Raw genomic sequence first — 18,286 nt, 5'->3', positions numbered from 1 at the left:
CAGAAACAGGAAACACCGCTTGCGGCAGGAAGAAAATACAGGTATAGTGTAAGAGACGCAGTATCATAAAATTCCGTTGCCGGACACGCCTGCGTGACCGTAACAGACGTGTCAAGACAAAATGGGAATACAGGAAGGATAAGATGTTACAAAAAGTAAGAAACTATATACAGGACCAGCATATGATCCTGCCGGGAGACGGTGTGATCGTGGCACTTTCCGGCGGTGCAGACTCCGTATGCCTTTTGGTGGTATTAAAGAAACTTGCACAATTGGGACTGCAGTGTCAAAGTGCCGGAGTGGAGAGACAGGTGACTGAGCCGGAGACAGAAAAGGAACATCCCTGTTTTGCCCTGCGCGCAGTCCACGTGAACCATGGGATCCGCGGCGCGGAAGCAGACCGGGATGAGGCTTTTGCGCGGGAGCTTTGCAGAACGCTTCAGGTTCCGTTTATCGCGCTGCATTGTCAGGTTCCGGAGTATGCAGCGGAGCATGGGCTTTCGGAGGAAGAAGCGGGACGGATCCTGCGGTATCAGATCCTGGAAGCGCAGGCTGAGGCGTGGGAGCGGGAATTTTTGGCGGAACACCGGGTGAAGATTGCGCTGGCCCATCATCGGAATGACAATGCGGAGACAATCCTGCATCATCTGCTCCGGGGCAGCGGGCTTACCGGACTTGCCGGGATACGACCAGTGCAGGAACGGCGCATCCGGCCGCTTCTTGGCGTGGGACGCGGGGAAATCCGTGAGTATCTGAATGCAGAAGGGATTGGCTGGTGTGAGGACAGCACGAATCAGTCTGGGGATTATACCAGAAACCGGATCCGGAATGAGGTGCTGCCGCTGCTGAAAGATGCGGTGAATGCGCAGGCAGAGGAACACATTTTACAGGCGGGGCAGATCATCGGGCAGGCAGATACGTATCTGGCAGATCAGGCAGCAGAAATCTGGAGGACATCCGGGAAGCTGTACGGCAAGGAGAAAAGGGATGCGTCCTGCGATTCTGGAAACAGGGATTTGGCAACGTGCTGGGATTCGGAAAAACAGGCTGCAAAAGACTGTATCCGGGCGGAAATCCCCCTTGCCACAATCCGAACGCAGCCAGACATTCTGAAAACCTACCTGATCCGGCATATGTTAAACCTGATTCATCCGGGCTGGAAAAATATAACCAGCCGACATTTTTATCAGATCACGGAGCTGGCAGAAAAGCAGGTGGGAAGCCGGATCGATCTCCCGGGAGGTCTGATCGCAATGCTTGGATATGAGACGCTTGTGCTGACCCGAAATACCGGACCGGACATGGCTTTCCGGAAAACAGAAGCAGCTGGTCCCGGATACGGTGAAGAATACAGTCTGGAAATGGACCAAGCGCTCCACATGACGGTATTTTCTCGCCAAAAAGACCAGGAAATTCCCAAAAACCAGTATACGAAATGGTTTGACTATGATAAAATCAAAGGTACGCTGTCGGTGCGGACCAGGCGGACAGGAGATTATCTGATCCTGCCGTCCGGAGGAAAGAAAACCATTGCCCGTTTTATGATCGATGAAAAAATCCCGAAAGAAGAGCGGGATCATATTCTGCTTCTTGCAGAGGACGATCATGTATTGTGGGTGGTTGGTTACCGGATCAGCGAATACTATAAGATAGATAACAAAACACAAAACATATTGCAGGTAACCTGCGACGGAGGAAAAGATTATGGCAGATAAGATCAGAGTATTGTTGCCGGAAGAAGATGTAAACAAGCGAATCAGCGAAGTAGCAGAACAGATCAGCAAAGATTATGAGGGAAAAGAAATCCACCTGATTTGTATTTTAAAGGGTGGCGTATTTTTCACCTGTGAGCTGGCAAAACGCCTTACCGTTCCGGTTACCATGGATTTCATGTCCGTTTCCAGCTATGGAGATGATACCAAATCCAGCGGCGTTGTCCGCATTGTAAAAGACCTGGATGAGTCCCTGGCAGGAAAAGAAGTCCTGATCGTGGAGGATATCATCGACTCTGGCCGCACCCTGTCTTACCTGATCGAGGTATTAAAGCAGCGCGGACCGAAGAGCATTCACCTGTGCACCCTGCTTGACAAGCCGGAGCGCCGTGTGAAAAAGCAGGTCAAGGTTGATTATACCTGCTTTACCATTCCGGATGAGTTCGTAGTAGGCTACGGACTTGATTACGCCCAGAAATACCGCAACCTGCCGTTTATCGGTGTGGTTGAGGTAGATCAGTAAGGAGGCCGGTGAGTGAAACAGCAAAGTAGTTTTCGGGGCAGTTGGCTTCTTTTTCCGCTGCTTCTGATCGTACTGGCGCTGGCTTTTATGCCGGGGCGCAAACAAAATGAACTGAGTTACCAGCAGTTCAAACAGGTTTTGGAAAGTGGGAATGTAAGTTCCCTGATCATTTACCAGAATGAGCAGACACCGACCGGTGAGGTACGTCTTTCCAACCGCGCAGGCGAGGTTTATGTGACCTATGTTTCTGATGTAAACCAGGTCCAGCAGATGCTTCAGAATGCGGACATTGATTACAGCATGAACGATGTTCCGCAGACCAGTTACTGGATGAGCATCATTCTTCCGGTTGTGATTTCTGTAGGCGCAGTGATCCTGATGCTGATCATCATGAACATGAGAGCCGGTGCAGGCGGCGGTACCAATGCCAAGATGATGAACTTTGGCAAGAGCCGTGCACGCATGACCAACACCAGCAATGTGACATTTAAAAATGTGGCAGGTCTCCAGGAAGAGAAAGAAGATCTGGAAGAGATGGTGGATTTTCTGAGAAATCCCCAGAAGTATACCAGTGTAGGCGCGAGAATCCCGAAAGGTGTGATCCTGGTGGGCCCTCCTGGAACCGGTAAGACCCTGCTTGCCAAGGCTGTAGCCGGTGAGGCGGGGGTACCGTTCTTCTCCATCTCCGGTTCCGATTTCGTAGAGATGTTTGTCGGCGTCGGTGCTTCCCGTGTCCGCGACTTATTTGAGGATGCCAAGAAGGCGGCTCCGTGTATTGTATTTATCGATGAGATCGATGCCGTAGCCCGCAGACGTGGTACCGGCATGGGCGGAGGCCACGACGAGCGCGAGCAGACCTTAAACCAGCTTCTGGTTGAGATGGACGGTTTCGGTGTCAATGAGGGCATCATCGTCATGGCAGCGACCAACCGTGTAGATATCCTGGATCCGGCTATCTTACGTCCGGGTCGTTTTGACCGTAAGGTTGCAGTAGGCCGTCCGGATGTGAAGGGCCGCGTGGAGATCCTTCAGGTGCATTCCAAGGAAAAACCGCTTGGAGAAGACGTAGACCTGGCCCGTGTAGCAAAGACAACCTCCGGCTTTACCGGAGCTGATCTGGAAAACCTTATGAACGAGGCAGCCATTCTTGCAGCAAAGGAAAACCGCAGCTTTATCCGCCAGAGCGATATCGACCGCGCATTTGTCAAGGTTGGCATCGGCGCGGAGAAGAAGAGCCGTGTCATTTCCGAGAAAGAGAAGAAGATTACCGCATACCACGAGTCTGGTCATGCGATCCTGTTCCATGTACTGCCGGATGTAGGACCGGTTCACACGGTATCCATCATCCCGACCGGCGTTGGGGCAGCAGGCTACACCATGCCGCTTCCGGGTGAGGACGAGATGTTCAACACCAAGGGCAAGATGCTGCAGGATATTATGGTATCCTTAGGCGGCCGGATTGCAGAGGAGATCATCTTCGGTGATGTGACGACCGGTGCTTCCCAGGATATCAAGCATGCCAGCAAGATCGCGCGTGCCATGGTGACCCAGTATGGTATGTCCGAGAAGGTCGGCATGATCGATTACGGCAGCGACGATGATGAGGTATTCATCGGAAGAGACTTTGGTCATGTGCGTGCTTACAGTGATGAGGTGACGGCTTCCATTGACGCGGAAGTAAAGCGTATCATCGATGAGTGCTACGCAAAAGCAAAGAATATCATCCTGGAACACCGGGATGTACTGGAGAGCTGCACCGCCCTGCTGATCGAGAAAGAGAAAATCGGACAGGAAGAGTTCGAGGCGCTGTTCTAGAAATAAAAAGAAGTCAGAAGGCATAGATGCGTTGCTTAGCGGGACAAAACAGATGAAACTATGCAAAATGCACAAAAAAAGTTTTGAAATTTGTTCATGTTTGTTAACACTTATTGGTTGGTCCGTGCTATTATAATACACGTAAACCCCCCAATACATTATATAGTTTTTGCTACACCCCATAAGAAACGAAATACCTTCTCCTGAAAGAGCCAGCTACCCCGCTGGCTCTTTCGCTGTTATTTGCGCAATGCGCAAACAACAGCGGGATTTTGCCGATGCTTCGCATTCCAAATCGGCAAAATCTGCTACCACGACTGTACTGTACGGAATTTTCAGTTCAGAAAATTCCTATCTACGACTGGAATGTAGATGTTTGTTTTCAGAAAATAAACATGTTGTCATTGACATGAAAATCATTTAAAATGAGGTTATACGATTCCATCGGGTGAAAGAGAAAAGTAACGTGTAACTGTGAGGATGCGGAACCGTTACACAAACGTTTTGCTGCGTAACACACAGGCAGAATCAGGACAGAGACAGCAAACCCGGGAGGAAGGAGCAGGGGTTATGTTTGATGAGCATCAGGAAAAAGGAATCAACCGGCAGGCATTGTTTACGGATGAGACGCAGGATTACCGCAGACCGGAAGAACCGGACGCAGGCGAGACTGTAACACTCCGCTTTCGCACCGCGAAAGACAATGTTGACCGGGTTTTTTATATTGAGGAAGATAAAAACATTCAAGCAGAGATGCGCAAAGTATCTTCGGACCGCCTGTTTGATTATTATGAATACCGGATGGAGGCGGACAGTGAGCCACAGCGGTATTATTTCCAGGTAGTGAAGGATAACGAAATCTGTTATTTTAACAGATTAGGAGCTACGATGGACATCCAGAGCTGCTATGCATTTCGCATTACCCCGGGTTTTCACACCCCGGAGTGGGCCAAGGGTGCGGTCATGTATCAGATCTTTGTGGACCGCTTCTGCAATGGAGACAAGAGCAATGATGTGACAGAGTGTGAGTACGTCTACATTGGGCGTCCGGTACACCGTGTTACGGACTGGAGCACCAATCCGTCTACGATGGATGTGGGCTGTTTTTATGGCGGAGACCTGCAGGGTGTGTGGGACAAGCTGGATTACCTGCAGTATCTGGGGGTGGAAGTCCTCTATTTTAATCCGCTGTTCGTCTCCCCATCCAATCACAAGTATGACAGCCAGGATTATGACCACATCGATCCGCACTATGGCGTGATCGTGAAAGATGGCGGAGAACCGGTGGCAGAGAATGCAGTGAATAATGAACATGCGACCCGCTACCAGATGCGCAGTGCAGATCCGGAGAATCTGGCTGCCAGTGATGCCTTTTTTGCCCGTTTTATGGAGGAGGTCCACAAGCGCGGCATGCGTGTGATCATCGACGGAGTCTTCAATCACTGCGGTTCTTTTAATAAATGGCTGGACCGTGAGAAAATCTACAGCAACCAGGGCAGCTACGAGCCTGGTGCTTATGAGAGTAAGGAAAGTCCGTACCGCAGCTTCTTTAAGTTTTACAATGAAGATGCATGGCCGGATAACGGCACTTACGATGGCTGGTGGGGACACGATACCCTGCCGAAGTTAAACTATGAGGATTCCCCGAAGCTGTTTGAATACATCATGAAGATTGCCCGCAAGTGGGTATCCGCACCGTACCAGGTAGACGGCTGGCGTCTGGACGTGGCAGCCGATCTGGGTCACAGCAGCGAGTATAACCACAAATTCTGGCAGGAGTTCCGCAAACATGTCAAAGAAGCAAATCCGGAGGCTATCATTCTGGCAGAGCATTATGGAGACCCCAGCGGCTGGCTGGCCGGAGACCAGTGGGATACGGTCATGAACTATGATGCGTTCATGGAGCCGCTGACCTGGTTTTTAACGGGCATGGAAAAGCACAGCGATGAGTATAATGGTGCTCTCTACGGCGATGGTGTCAGCTTTTTCCGCTCCATGTATTACCACATGAGCCGGATGCAGACCCAGTCGGTATTGGTGGCCATGAACCAGCTGTCAAACCACGACCATAGCCGTTTCCTGACCAGGACCAACCAGATTGTGGGACGTCTGGCCAGTGCGGGTGCGAAGATGGCAGAATTTGGCATCAATTACGGAACGTTCCGGGAAGCCATTATGGTGCAGATGACCTGGCCTGGCGCGCCGACCTTATATTATGGCGATGAGGCAGGCGTGTGCGGCTGGACGGATCCGGATAACCGCAGAACCTACCCATGGGGATCGGAAAATTTTGAACTGATCGAGTATCACCGTTATCTCATTGCCCTGCACAAGAAACTTCCGGCCCTGCGTCGCGGCTCCTTAAAACAGCTGCAGGCAGACCGTCAGCTTATCATGTATGGTCGTATGAGCGGGGAAAATAAGTGCGCGGTCATCATCAACAACCGTGGTGAGGGCAGAACCGTCAGCGTGCCGGTGTGGGAACTTGGTATCACGGATGAGGATGTGATTACCCGCATGATGATGTCCTATGAGAGCGGTTATAACGTAGGACGGGTAGACTACCATGCAGATCACGGATACCTGACACTGGATGTACCGGCGCACAGCGGCGTACTGCTGTCCAGCGGAGCGCTGGTGTAAGGAGCGCCAATCGGTGTCAGCATGACAGACCGCATATAGACTGCAGTCTCGCGGAAGAATATGGAGGAATGTAACTGTTCAGTAGGTCTGCGCATTTACTGCGCTGACCGTAAGAAAACATAGGCTGGCAGGCAAAAATCAGATAAAGAAAAGACCTTCGTACCGGGAACATGCCACGGTGCGGAGGTCTTTTTTGGCAATTTGTATCTATAAAAGTAAACGGAAAAGCAAAAAACTGCTTGCTTTTTGGCAGTTGGTATGATAATATAATTTTTGCTTGTCGAAGCTAGTATGGATGGGTTCCCGAGTGGCCAAAGGGGGCAGACTGTAAATCTGTTAGCTGTGCTTTCGGTGGTTCGAATCCACCTTCCCCCACTCAACAACTTCATATTTTCGCGAATATCGCGGGGTGGAGCAGTCTGGAAGCTCGTCGGGCTCATAACCCGAAGGTCATAGGTTCAAATCCTATCCCCGCAATTTTGCCTTGGTAGCTCAGTTGGTAGAGCAGAGGACTGAAAATCCTCGTGTCACTGGTTCGATTCCGGTCCAAGGCACTTGGATATACAAAGATTCTTATTCACATGGTTTTCACGAATTTCAAAAAAACTTGAAAAAGTGCTTGCAATCCTAAATAACTTGTGGTAAGATATGAAATGTCCAAAAGACAACAACAAAATATGCGCGAGTGGCTCAGTTGGTGGAGTACGACCTTGCCAAGGTCGGGGTCGCGGGTTCGAGTCCCGTCTCGCGCTCTCTAAAATACGGGTTCCGAGTTATTCGGGACCCGTTATTTGTTTGTATAAATGAAATTACTGAAAGTTTTTATTTGAAGAAAACCCCAGAGGATTAATTAGGACCCTCTGGGGTTTTTGGTTTGCCTTCTGGCAAATTCCAGTAATCTTTGGAGGTATAAGGACCTTTGACCAATGGCATGTTAACACTTCCTTTCCATTATCGTTATTATAGGAGAAACAGAGACAACAAACAAGGCTTTACTTTTGCCCCAAAGTTTTCTAATATATTAGAGAACCGTGTGACTGCAAAGTGTAACACAGTTATTACCGTTCATGCGTTGCGCAAACAGCAGGATTTGTTTGTTGTTTTTCAGCAATAAGTTAGAATATAGAGGCATTACGATGAAGTTTATTTATACCAGAAGCAACGATGAAATCCGTATAGATCAGATCGAAGACCCAGAGGCGGTGATCTATGTACCGGAGCGTTTTGAGGATTGTCCGGTGACAGAGCTTGGCTCCTATGTGCTGGCGCACAGTTCTGTGGAGGAGATTCATCTTCCACCGTATGTCAGAAAGATCGGTGCGTACGGATTTTATGAGTGTGAACAACTAAAAAGAATTTATTGCTACAGCCGGGTGCTGGATCTTGGCGCCGGACTGTTTGCGGGTGTACCTGCAGTAGAGTATCTGGATATTACGGAGTTTCCGGGTGAGCGTTCCTGCTTAAAGGAGATGTTGACAGAACTCCGGCAGACTTTGCGGGTGCAGATCCATTGTTACTGCACACGCATGCGTGTGCAGCAACGGGATTTTGCCGATGCTTCGCATTCCAAATCGGCAAAATCCGCAGCCACAACTGTATCGTACGGAATTTTCAGTTCAGAAAATTCCTACCCGTGTACAGCAATGATTCAGCCGCTGCGGCAGGCGGGGCGAAAGGAAGCAGGGCAGGAAATCTTAAAACCGGAAGAAACAAAGCAGCGGGAAAGAGAACAGCAAAACTTGGATCTGTCTTCGGAGAAACTGCCGGAAGAATACGAGGCAAGACTGATCTTTCCGGAGTATTTCGAGGATTCGGTTGAGAATACACCAGCCCGCATTGTCTGCATCGAGACGCATGGCTGTGGGCACCGTTACCGGTACTGTTTTGCCGGGCGGGTGTTCCAGTACCGGGGCTACGATGAGCTTTTTCCACATGTGCAGGTGCAGGAAAAAGAAGAACTGGTCACAGAGCTGGCATTGGGAAGGCTGCTCTATCCCAAAGAATTATCGGAGAAATTCCGGGAACAGTACCAGACTTATATCCGGGAGCACTGGGAGATGGCCGGACGGCTTTTGATTCAGGCAGATAACATGAAGAAGAACCACGTGAGCAACCTGGAACCAGGAAAACTGCCGTGGCTGGTAGAAGAGGTGCTTATGCCAAGGAAAGATCAATGCGAAACCCGGCAGCCAGAACTTGCGGCAGAACAACTCCGGAATACGGAACAAAATCAGCCGCTTCAGAATTTCTCTGCCCAGCTTTCCACATTTATTCAGATAGCTCAGGAATCCGGCGATACGGAAATGGTGAGCTGGCTGATGGAACGGCGGCATCAGCTTCGGGCTGCAGATTCGATGCAGTCTGCAGGTGCACTACAGGATGCCGAAACAATACAGGATTTAACTGGTGACATGGAACATTCAGTGAAAACGCAGTCATCAAAGCGGAAACGCCGATTCGAATTTTGAAAACCGCCCTCGCAGTGTTTTTTGTCGATGGGCAGTTTATAGATAAGAAAGGGGAAATCGCTGTCGGACGCACATGGTTGTGTGTCTGGTAACGAGAATTACGGAACATGATCGATCCAACCAGGCACAGACAGCTGGAAGAACTGAATATGGTGGAACTTTGTACCCGGATCTTCCGGAATGCCAGGAATGAACTGTACCTGAATATGCGGTATCTGGACCTTTCGTTAAGTTCGCTTGGCTTTGAGGCAGATCCGTGCTGCCGTGGTGTGGGGACAGATGGATTTGTGATCTACTATCATCCGGATTACGTCTGCGATCTGTACCAGAGGGGGCGCGTGCATGTGAACCGGGCATATCTGCACATGGTGCTGCACTGCCTGTTCTGCCATATGGACACGCGCGGCAAACGGGAACCGGAACTTTGGAACCTGGCCTGCGATATTGCGGTGGAATCCATGCTGGACGACATGTATGTAAAATGCATTCGTGTGGCACCGACGCCGTTTCGCCGGGACTGGTACGGACGGCTGCATGCGAAGCTTACTGTGCTGAATGCAGAGGGTGTGTATCGTGTGCTGAAGGAAGAGCAGCTGGAGCCGAGGAGGCTGGAGCGTCTGGCGGCGGAGTTTCTGGTGGATGACCACAGTTTCTGGGATCTCCCGGAGGATTCCCCGAAGACTCCCATGGTGCGCCAGACGCAGTGGAGCAATAACCGGGAAAAGGTGCAGACCGAGATGGAAACCATGGGAAACCAGCAGGATGAGGAAAATAAAAGCATACTGGAGCAGATCCAGGTGGAGAACCGGGAACGGTATGATTACCGTCACTTTCTGCAGCGCTTTTCGGTGCTGCGGGAGGAGATGCAGGTCGATCCGGATTCCTTTGATGCGATCTTTTATACCTATGGGCTTTCGCTGTATGGCAATATGCCGCTCATCGAGCCGCTGGAATCCAAAGAAGTCAGCCGGATCGAGGATTTTGTTGTGGTGATCGACACCTCCATGTCCTGTTCCGGGGATCTGGTGCGGTGTTTTCTGGAGGAAACCTACGACGTGCTTTGTCAGTCGGACAGTTATTTTAAGAAGACCAACATCCACATCATCCAGTGCGATGAACAGGTGCAGCAGGACCGTCTCATTACGAATCAGGAAGAGATGGAAGCCTACATGCGGGATTTTACCATCATCGGGCAGGGCGGCACAGATTTCCGTCCGGCATTCGAGTATGTGAATGGGCTGATCCGTCAGGGGGCTTTTCACCGCCTGAAGGGACTGCTGTATTTTACAGACGGAGAGGGGATCTACCCGGTAAAGCGGCCGGTGTATGATACCGCCTTCGTCTTTTTGAAGGATCAGTATACCGATATTTCTGTCCCGGCCTGGACCATGAAACTGATCCTGGAGCCGGAGCAGCTGCTGGAGAACAGCGGCGGACAATCTTCTGGCAGTAAGGCAGCGAAGGTCGGTCCGCTTTAGGAGCAGCTGCTGGAGAACGATGTCACAGGCAGCGAACATGACGGACGGAACGTAACTGTGAAGGTACGGAACAGTTACGATAGAATTACATTGGAAAGGAAGAACAGGAATCATGAACATTAAGCGGGCAAAACAGGAAATCAAAGACACTGTGGCCGCGTATCTGGCAAAGGATGAGTTTGGGGCTTACGAGATTCCCTCCATCCGCCAGCGTCCGATGCTTCTGATTGGACCGCCGGGAATCGGCAAGACCCAGATTATGGAGCAGGTGGCGCAGGAATGTCAGATCGGTCTGGTGGCTTACACCATCACCCATCATACCCGGCAGAGTGCGGTGGGACTGCCCTTTATCGAGCATAAACAGTACGGCGGAAAGGAGTATGCCGTTACCGAGTATACGATGAGTGAGATCGTGGCATCGGTCTACGAGCGCATGGAACGGAGTGGAATGCCGGAGGGCATTCTGTTTATCGATGAAATCAACTGTGTGTCGGAAACATTGGCACCGACTATGCTGCAGTTTCTGCAGGGCAAGTCGTTTGGAAACCATAAGATTCCGGAGGGCTGGATCATTGTGGCAGCAGGAAACCCGCCGGAATACAACAAGTCAGTGCGCGAGTTCGATATTGTCACCATGGACCGGATCCGCCGCATCGATGTGGAACCGGATCTGAACGTCTGGAAAGAATACGCAAAGACAGCCGGGGTGCATCCGGCGATCCTTTCCTATCTGAGTGTGCGGCCGCAGAATTTCTGTCAGATCGAGACAACGGTGGACGGCAAGCGCTTTGTGACGCCGCGTGGCTGGGAAGATCTGTCCGAGCTGATCTGGATCTACGAAAAGCAGGGCCGCAAGATGGACCGGGAACTGGTGGGAGAATATCTGCAGTTTCCAAAGATTGCGAAGGACTTTGCAAATTATCTGGAGCTGTACTACAAATACCAGGATGATTACCAGGTGGAGCAGGTGCTTGCGGGTCATATTTCCGAGGCTGCGGTGGACAAGCTGCAGCGGGCATCCTTTGATGAGCGCATCAGCGTGGTGAGCCTGCTTCTGTCGGGGCTGAATGAAAAGTTCCGAAATCTTATTTATATGGAAGAGATGATGAATCTGCGTATGGAACAGATGAAAAAGCTGCAGAGTGCCCAGACAGCAAACCGGGATGGTGTGCTGGCAAATGCCCTGGCAGCACTTGCCGGTCAATTCCGCGCAGACTGGACCAACCGGCTGGAAAATGCCCTGCTCTCCCGCGCACAGCTTCGCACCTGCCGTGCGGTGAGTGCCAAACTGGAAGAGGATTCCATGGCACTCTTAAAGAGCGGCATCACCGACTGGGACGAGGGCTTTGCGCTTTTGCGTGAGCGTTTTGGCGTGGACAGTGACCGTTATGAGGAACTGTTCGATGAGGCGGGCGCAGCGCTGGAGCATGCGTTTGACTTTATGGAAGCGGCTTTTGCAAACAGCCAGGAGCTGGTGCTGTTTGTGACAGAACTCAATACCGGGGCATACAGCGTTCATTTCCTGCAGGATTATGAATGCGAGCGCTATTACCAGTACAACCGGAATCTGCTGTTCTCCCAGGAGGAGCAGGAGATCGAAGCACTACTAAATAAGAGAGGGTAAGAACCACAATGATGTTTTTGACAAAGCTGATGCTGCTCACGGCAGCAGAAACGGATGCAGACCTTTCTACTGTTTTGGAGGAAACCAAGGCAGTGGCAGAAGAGGTGCATGAGGATCTGCAGAATTTAAAACCCAATGTAATTTTAGAAACCGTAAAGAGCTGGCTTCCGGGACTTATGAGCTTTGGTTACCGTCTGGTGATCGCCATTCTCATTCTGGTGATCGGAAACCGGATCGTGCATGCCGTGCGCAAGTTCTTATATAAGACCTTTACACGCATGAATCTGGATCCGAGTATCAGCCGTTTCCTGATCTCTGTGGCAGATGCCTGCATTTACGCGCTGGCGATCTTTATCGCGGCCGATAAGATCGGTATCCCGTCGGCTTCCATCATCGCGCTTTTGGGTTCTGCCGGACTGGCCGTTGGCCTTTCCCTGCAGGGCAGCCTGGCGAATGTGGCAGGCGGAATCCTGCTGCTGCTGCTGCGTCCGTTTGGCGTGCATGACTACATTGTGAGCGGCGGATACGAGGGAACGGTACAGAGTATCGGCCTGGCTTACACCACCATCATTACGGTCGATAACAAAAAGATTACGATCCCCAATGGTCAGATTTCCAACAGCACGGTTGTAAATGTTACTTCCCAGGAAAAGCGCCGGGTAGACCTGGTGATAGGAATTGGTTACGGTGCCGATATCAAAAAGGCAAAAGAGCTGATCCGTCAGGTGTACGAGAAGCATCCGCTGGTACTGGCAGAGGACGGCATCACCGTTTTTGTGGATGAGCTGGCCGACAGCGCGGTTATGCTCGGCTGCCGCGGCTGGACCAAAACGGAAAATTACTGGCAGGTCCGCTGGGATGTGCTGGAAAGCATTAAGGAAGTGTTCGATGCGAACGGCATTGAGATCCCGTTCAACCAGATGGATGTGAATATCAAACATCAGTGAGACATTGAAAATGCACCGCAGGCTTTTGGCTTGCGGTGCATTTTTGCAGAAACTCCATTACTCGAAAAATAATTTCAGATCCTCTTCAACTGTTCCAATGCCCGCGATGCCGAAGTTTTCCACCAGAACCTTCGCAACATTTGGGGATAAGAAGGCCGGAAGGGTCGGTCCTAAGTGGATATTCTTCACACCGAGGTATAAAAGCGCCAGCAGGACAATGACCGCTTTCTGCTCGTACCATGCGATGTTGTAGACGATCGGCAGGTCGTTGATGTCGTCCAGACCGAAAACTTCCTTTAATTTCAGTGCGATGACAGCCAGGGAGTAGGAGTCATTGCACTGTCCGGCATCCAGCACACGCGGAATCCCGTTGATATCGCCCAGGTCCAGCTTATTATATTTGTACTTTGCGCAGCCTGCGGTTAAGATCACGGCATCGTGCGGCAGTGCCTTTGCAAAATCGGTGTAGTAGTTTCTGGATTTGGCCCGTCCGTCACAGCCAGCCATAACTACGAACTTCCGGATCGCACCGGTTTTTACTGCGTCTACGATCTGGTCAGCCAGGGCCAGCACCTGGTTGTGGGCAAAGCCGCCCAGGATCTCACCCTGCTCAATTTCCGTCGGAGCGGCGCAGCGTTTTGCCTGTTCGATGATTTCAGAGAAATCTTTTTCTTCGCCAATCTCACCGCCGATGTGCTTACAGCCCGGATATCCGGCTGCACCGGTGGTGTAGAGGCGGTCTTTATAGCTGTCCTTCGGCGGCACGATGCAGTTGGTCGTCATAAGGATCGGTCCGTTGAAGCTCTCAAACTCTTCTTTCTGTTTCCACCATGCATTTCCGTAGTTGCCGACGAAGTTCGGATACTTCTTGAAAGCCGGATAGTAGTGGGCCGGAAGCATCTCGGAATGGGTGTATACATCTACACCGGTTCCCTGTGTCTGGATCAGCAGCATCTCAAGGTCGCGCAGGTCGTGGCCGGAAACCAGAATGCCCGGGTGCTTGCCAACACCAATGTTCACACGGGTCATTTCCGGGTGACCGTAAGCGCCGGTATTGGCTGCATCCAACAGAGCCATACCCTCCACACCGTATTTTCCGGTCTCCAGGGTTAAGTTTACATAATCCGAGACAGTCAGGGAATCATCCAGCGTAGCGGCCAGGGCGCGCTGCAGGAAAGCATCCAGCTCTGCATTCTCCTTTAACAGGGCATTCGCGTGCTTGCTGTAGGCGGAAAGTCCTTTTAAACCATAAGTGATCATCTCGCGCAGGCTGCGGATATCCTCATCCTTGGTAGAGAGAACCCCTACCAGGGCCGCTTTGACTGCAAAGGTATGTTCCTCGCCGTTCCAGAGTGCGGCAGCCGGAAGCACGGAGGTATCCGGGCATTGCTTTAAGAGATTTTCCTTGGTATCCAGCGTTTCGCGGATGCGGGCAACGATCATCTCTTTGTCAAAGTTCGCGTTGGTGATGGTGGTGAAGAGATTCACAGTGATGAGATGGTTGATCTCAGCGCTGATTTCGGTTCCCAGGCTGCGCAGATGCGTGGTGACAGCGGAAATCCCGCGGGTAACATATACTAAAAGGTCCTGCATGGCAGCGACCTCCGGAGTTTTTCCGCAGACACCGGAATTGGTGCATCCGGTACAGCCTGCAGTTTCCTGGCACTGATAGCAAAACATATTCTGACTCATAAATATTTCCTCCTTACAATACAAATAATATCAGTAACGTAACAACATGGTTAGAGTATAATAGATATGGCTGCATTTGAATGTTGTTAAAACAACAAAATTGCATTATAATGGTGTTAAAATGCTGGAAATATATGGAATGATAAAGAAGGAGGAACCGCGATGTGTACAGCAGCAGTCTATAAAACAAAAGACTTTTATTTTGGACGGAATCTGGATTACGAATTTCCGTACGGGGAGGAGGTTACAGTCACACCCCGGAATTATCCGTTCCAATTCCGTTTCCTTGGTGAGATGGAGCATCATTATGCCATGATCGGCATGGCACATATTGCGGATAACTATCCGCTTTATTACGATGCGGTAAATGAAAAAGGGCTCGGCATGGCCGGTCTGAACTTTGTGGGAAACGCTGTGTACGGAGAACCCGTAACCGATGGAACAAAAGAAAATGTTGCGCAGTTTGAACTGCCGCTGTGGCTGTTGGGACAGTGCGCAACTGTGAAAGAGGTGCGTGCGCTGCTTGCAAAAATCCAGATCACGAATACGCCATTCAATGAAAAATATCCGGTTTCCCAGCTCCACTGGATGATCGCGGACCGGGAAGAAACCATCGTAGTGGAAGCCGTGGCAGACGGACTTCATATTTATGATAATCCGGCCGGAGTCCTCACAAATAACCCGCCGTTTCCGCAGCAGATGTTCCGCTTAAATGATTACCGCGGTCTGTCTCCGAGGCAGCCGGAAAACACCTTCGCACCGGGACTTGACCTTACGGCCTACAGTCGCGGTATGGGTGCATTGGGGCTGCCGGGCGATCTATCTTCTGCATCCCGCTTTATACGGGCTGCTTATGTCCGTGCAAATTCTTTATCGAAAGACTCTGAAAGCGCAAGCGTGAGCCAGTTCTTCCATATCCTGCACTCCGTAGAGCAGCAGAGAGGCTGTTGTGATGTAGGCGGCGAAAAGTATGAGATTACGATTTATACTTCCTGTTGCAATGCAGACAAGGGAATCTACTACTACACCACCTACGAAAATCACCAGATTACAGGCGTGGACATGCATGCGGAGAATCTGGACGGGGCAGAACTCGCACGGTATCCGCTTGTGCAGGGTGAGCAGATCTGCTGGCAGAACCGGAGAAAATAACAATTATTTCCCCGAGCTATATTCCCGCCCCATCTTACTTTTCTGCTTATTCAGATACATGTAGTGATCTGCCTTGTCGAACAGCGTCCGCAGCGTGCATTCTTTGTACTCGGTGGATACTGCCCAGCCGCATGCATAGCTGATTGGCGTGTGCTTTCCATACTGGTTGAAGCGGTCAACCGTTTCCTTTAATGCCTTCAGATGGGACATGATCTGGGGTTCATCGGTGTTGTAGATCACAGCCATAAATTCATCGCCGCCGTAGCGTCCCACAAAATCCATGGATGGGATGGTGTTTCTAAGGATCCGTGCGAAATTGGAGATCAGCGCATCTCCGGCAGAGTGCCCCAGGGAGTCGTTGACGGTTTTTAAGTTATTCAGGTCAAAAACCAGGCAGCCGATGGGTTCCTCTGCCGAGATAAAGCTGGAATCCTGCAAAAGCTCCTCGCAGCGGCTCTTGTTAGGAAGGCCGGTGTGAACGTCAAGATACGCCTTTTGCTGGAGGATTTTGTTTGCTTTTGCGATTTTTCTTGCGGTGATATACTGGCGGAGAATCAGCATAAGAAGCAGGATCATATCGGCTGCGGAGATGTATTCGATCGACCGGATATGGCGTGCCAGCATTTCGGAATAATCCTCAGCGGCGGTTACGGTCTGGTCGGCAAGGGCGAAGTAGGTCTCACTCATGCCAACCACATCGGTTTTCAGATATCCGTTTTCGCGGACCAGAAGAATCTCCTGTTTTAGCTTTTCCCAGTAGGCAACCTGTTCATCCAGCTTCTGCTGGTAGGTATCGTCCGGGATGCGCACCAGCTCGTATTCGCCGGTGCCGTATTTCAGACCAGTCAGAATATTGTCCAGATATTGGATCAGATTATTGTTCGGGGCATCGGTAATTTCGAGCTTGACCAGACGCTGGGTCGCACCGCGCACCAGTCCGGCATAGTTGATGACCCGGGCTGTGCCCTGGATCTGTCCGATCTGGACCATCATGGTGCTGACAAGTCCGATCAGGATCACGATCAGTATGCTTTGCAGGGCAGTGAAAAAATTCTGCAGTTTCTTTATCTGTTCCGAGACAAACTGGGAACGTGTCATGACAATGCTGTCTGAAGATGCTGATGATGTTTGTTTCATAAGAACTCCTCCGAAAAATATGCTATAATGCGGCTATTGTTTCCATAATATTTAAAACGCTGTTAACGGGCGAAGCTTTCCCGGATAAAATCCAGAAGCCGGTGGTAAGAAATCTTTCCCTCCGGAACCAGGCGGGCAAATACGACATAAATATGGAACATTCCCGGCTGGATCTCACAGGTGACCGGAACCTGACATGCTTTCAGCTTCTCTACGACCTGTAAAGTCTCGTCATACAGCATTTCATGGGTGCCAACAGAGAAAAACATGGGTGGAAAGCCGTGATAATCCCCGAAGATCGGTGAAACATACGGATCTGTCCGGTCTGCATTTCCCAGAAATGAAAAAATCTTTCCCTGCATGAGTGCCTGCAGGCGCTCTTCGGTCAGAGTTTTTCCCTTGTTGCCGAACATGACATCCCTTCCGTAATTGTCACGGAAGCTCTGGGTGTTGCAGGTCATGTCGGTCCAGGCGGAGATGCAGAATGCGGCTCTCGGCATGGTTTTGTTTAGATCCCGCAGCTTTAAGAGCAGAGCCAGGGCCAGATTGGCGCCTGCGGAGTCACCGCCCAGTATGATCTGGTCCGGCGCATAACCCTGCCGTTTGGTAAGATTATCCCAAAGATCCAGGGCTTCATTTAATTGTGTGGGGTATTGGTAGTCCGGAGCGCACCGGTAATCCAGGTAAATGGTCTCGCAGCCATTGGCTGCTTGAAAAAAGCCGGTGGAAAAATTGCGGTAGGATGGCACCAGGCCGTCCCGGTAGGCACCTCCATGAAAATATAGGAGTACACGTCCGGTACGTCCGGTGTCTGTACGGATGACACGTTGAAAGGCAGTGCCGCCTGGTGTGGTCTCTGCAGACCAGGTGTAGGCTTCTGGCAAGCGGTCTTTATTGAAAATAGCATCCTGCCAGCGGTGTCTTGCGGCAGAATGCTTTTTATGTGGCGCATTATGATTCATATTTTTCCAGATCATATGACTGATCAGGAGACCTCGGATGGATGTCATGTTTTTTTCCTCGCTTGTTTAAGGTTTTGTGTTTTTACGATTCGTTGTCTCATGGAGACACTCATGACATCCATTATACTACAGT

The 18,286-nt window shown here is 50.7% G+C and carries 12 protein-coding genes and 4 tRNA genes; 13 read left to right on the top strand and 3 right to left on the bottom strand.

The features are described 5' to 3' along the window. Positions 1-143: 143 nt before the first annotated feature. From tilS to DXB18_RS09140, 12 genes are all read left to right on the top strand, one after another. Positions 144-1,715 carry a tRNA lysidine(34) synthetase TilS gene (gene tilS / locus DXB18_RS09195; RefSeq protein WP_118707365.1) on the top strand — a complete coding sequence of 524 codons (1,572 nt, stop codon included), beginning with the start codon at positions 144-146 and terminating at the stop codon, positions 1,713-1,715. Continuing rightward, complete coding sequence (hpt, locus tag DXB18_RS09190; protein WP_118543183.1) at positions 1,705-2,235, top strand: hypoxanthine phosphoribosyltransferase; 531 nt, start codon at positions 1,705-1,707, stop codon at positions 2,233-2,235. Before tilS ends, hpt begins: the two co-directional genes overlap by 11 nt. Before the next feature lie 12 nt (positions 2,236-2,247). Next, complete coding sequence (gene ftsH, locus DXB18_RS09185) at positions 2,248-4,050, top strand: ATP-dependent zinc metalloprotease FtsH (protein ID WP_118707363.1); 1,803 nt, start codon at positions 2,248-2,250, stop codon at positions 4,048-4,050. A 570-nt stretch (positions 4,051-4,620) separates the two neighbouring features. After that, positions 4,621-6,693, top strand: coding sequence for a glycoside hydrolase family 13 protein (locus tag DXB18_RS09180; RefSeq protein ID WP_118707437.1), 2,073 nt, complete (start codon positions 4,621-4,623; stop codon positions 6,691-6,693). A gap of 293 nt (positions 6,694-6,986) precedes the next feature. Beyond that, a tRNA-Tyr gene (locus DXB18_RS09175) sits at positions 6,987-7,068 on the top strand. A 28-nt stretch (positions 7,069-7,096) separates the two neighbouring features. Further along, a tRNA-Met gene (locus DXB18_RS09170) sits at positions 7,097-7,170 on the top strand. A 4-nt stretch (positions 7,171-7,174) separates the two neighbouring features. Further along, positions 7,175-7,247 (top strand) — tRNA-Phe (locus tag DXB18_RS09165). 125 nt (positions 7,248-7,372) lie between these two features. Next, positions 7,373-7,445: transfer RNA gene (locus DXB18_RS09160), tRNA-Gly, on the top strand. A 384-nt stretch (positions 7,446-7,829) separates the two neighbouring features. Beyond that, the gene (locus DXB18_RS09155) at positions 7,830-9,161 is read left to right on the top strand and encodes a leucine-rich repeat protein (protein ID WP_182430527.1); all 1,332 of its coding nucleotides are present in this window, start codon (positions 7,830-7,832) and stop codon (positions 9,159-9,161) included. A 107-nt stretch (positions 9,162-9,268) separates the two neighbouring features. Continuing rightward, the gene (locus tag DXB18_RS09150; RefSeq protein WP_118707359.1) at positions 9,269-10,639 is read left to right on the top strand and encodes a VWA-like domain-containing protein; all 1,371 of its coding nucleotides are present in this window, start codon (positions 9,269-9,271) and stop codon (positions 10,637-10,639) included. Between the two features lie 112 nt (positions 10,640-10,751). Continuing rightward, positions 10,752-12,263: an AAA family ATPase gene (locus tag DXB18_RS09145; RefSeq protein WP_118707357.1), complete on the top strand. Its 1,512-nt coding sequence runs from the start codon at positions 10,752-10,754 to the stop codon at positions 12,261-12,263. 8 nt (positions 12,264-12,271) lie between these two features. Next, complete coding sequence (locus tag DXB18_RS09140; RefSeq protein WP_243031976.1) at positions 12,272-13,210, top strand: mechanosensitive ion channel domain-containing protein; 939 nt, start codon at positions 12,272-12,274, stop codon at positions 13,208-13,210. A gap of 57 nt (positions 13,211-13,267) precedes the next feature. Here the strand turns inward: DXB18_RS09140 and hcp are convergent, their stop codons facing one another. Next, positions 13,268-14,902 carry a hydroxylamine reductase gene (hcp, locus tag DXB18_RS09135; protein ID WP_118707355.1) on the bottom strand — a complete coding sequence of 545 codons (1,635 nt, stop codon included), beginning with the start codon at positions 14,900-14,902 and terminating at the stop codon, positions 13,268-13,270. A gap of 162 nt (positions 14,903-15,064) precedes the next feature. Between hcp and bsh the strand changes: the two genes are divergently transcribed. Further along, positions 15,065-16,054: a choloylglycine hydrolase gene (gene bsh / locus DXB18_RS09130; RefSeq protein WP_118707353.1), complete on the top strand. Its 990-nt coding sequence runs from the start codon at positions 15,065-15,067 to the stop codon at positions 16,052-16,054. Between the two features lie 3 nt (positions 16,055-16,057). On the opposite strand, the gene DXB18_RS09125 is transcribed toward bsh, so the two are convergent. Then, positions 16,058-17,191 (bottom strand): diguanylate cyclase, encoded by a 1,134-nt coding sequence (locus DXB18_RS09125; RefSeq protein ID WP_347560876.1) that lies wholly within the window; start codon positions 17,189-17,191, stop codon positions 16,058-16,060. A gap of 62 nt (positions 17,192-17,253) precedes the next feature. Then, positions 17,254-18,201, bottom strand: coding sequence for an alpha/beta hydrolase (locus tag DXB18_RS09120; protein WP_118707351.1), 948 nt, complete (start codon positions 18,199-18,201; stop codon positions 17,254-17,256). Positions 18,202-18,286: the final 85 nt, after the last annotated feature.

Source organism: Clostridium sp. OM02-18AC (genome assembly GCF_003481825.1).
In the GTDB taxonomy this organism is placed as follows: Bacteria; Bacillota; Clostridia; order Lachnospirales; family Lachnospiraceae; genus Brotaphodocola.
Note: the sequence above shows the minus strand (reverse complement) of the source record. Positions and strands in the feature narration are given on the sequence as shown.

Excerpts from the sequence above, each read along its gene's own strand:
- tilS (WP_118707365.1), top strand. The coding sequence starts at position 144 with ATGTTACAAAAAGTAAGAAACTATATACAGGACCAGCATATGATCCTG.
- hpt (WP_118543183.1), top strand. The coding sequence starts at position 1,705 with ATGGCAGATAAGATCAGAGTATTGTTGCCGGAAGAAGATGTAAACAAG.
- DXB18_RS09180 (WP_118707437.1), top strand. The coding sequence starts at position 4,621 with ATGTTTGATGAGCATCAGGAAAAAGGAATCAACCGGCAGGCATTGTTT.
- DXB18_RS09155 (WP_182430527.1), top strand. The coding sequence starts at position 7,830 with ATGAAGTTTATTTATACCAGAAGCAACGATGAAATCCGTATAGATCAG.
- DXB18_RS09150 (WP_118707359.1), top strand. The coding sequence starts at position 9,269 with ATGATCGATCCAACCAGGCACAGACAGCTGGAAGAACTGAATATGGTG.
- DXB18_RS09145 (WP_118707357.1), top strand. The coding sequence starts at position 10,752 with ATGAACATTAAGCGGGCAAAACAGGAAATCAAAGACACTGTGGCCGCG.
- DXB18_RS09140 (WP_243031976.1), top strand. The coding sequence starts at position 12,272 with ATGATGTTTTTGACAAAGCTGATGCTGCTCACGGCAGCAGAAACGGAT.
- hcp (WP_118707355.1), bottom strand. The coding sequence starts at position 14,902 with ATGAGTCAGAATATGTTTTGCTATCAGTGCCAGGAAACTGCAGGCTGT.
- bsh (WP_118707353.1), top strand. The coding sequence starts at position 15,065 with ATGTGTACAGCAGCAGTCTATAAAACAAAAGACTTTTATTTTGGACGG.
- DXB18_RS09125 (WP_347560876.1), bottom strand. The coding sequence starts at position 17,191 with ATGAAACAAACATCATCAGCATCTTCAGACAGCATTGTCATGACACGT.
- DXB18_RS09120 (WP_118707351.1), bottom strand. The coding sequence starts at position 18,201 with ATGACATCCATCCGAGGTCTCCTGATCAGTCATATGATCTGGAAAAAT.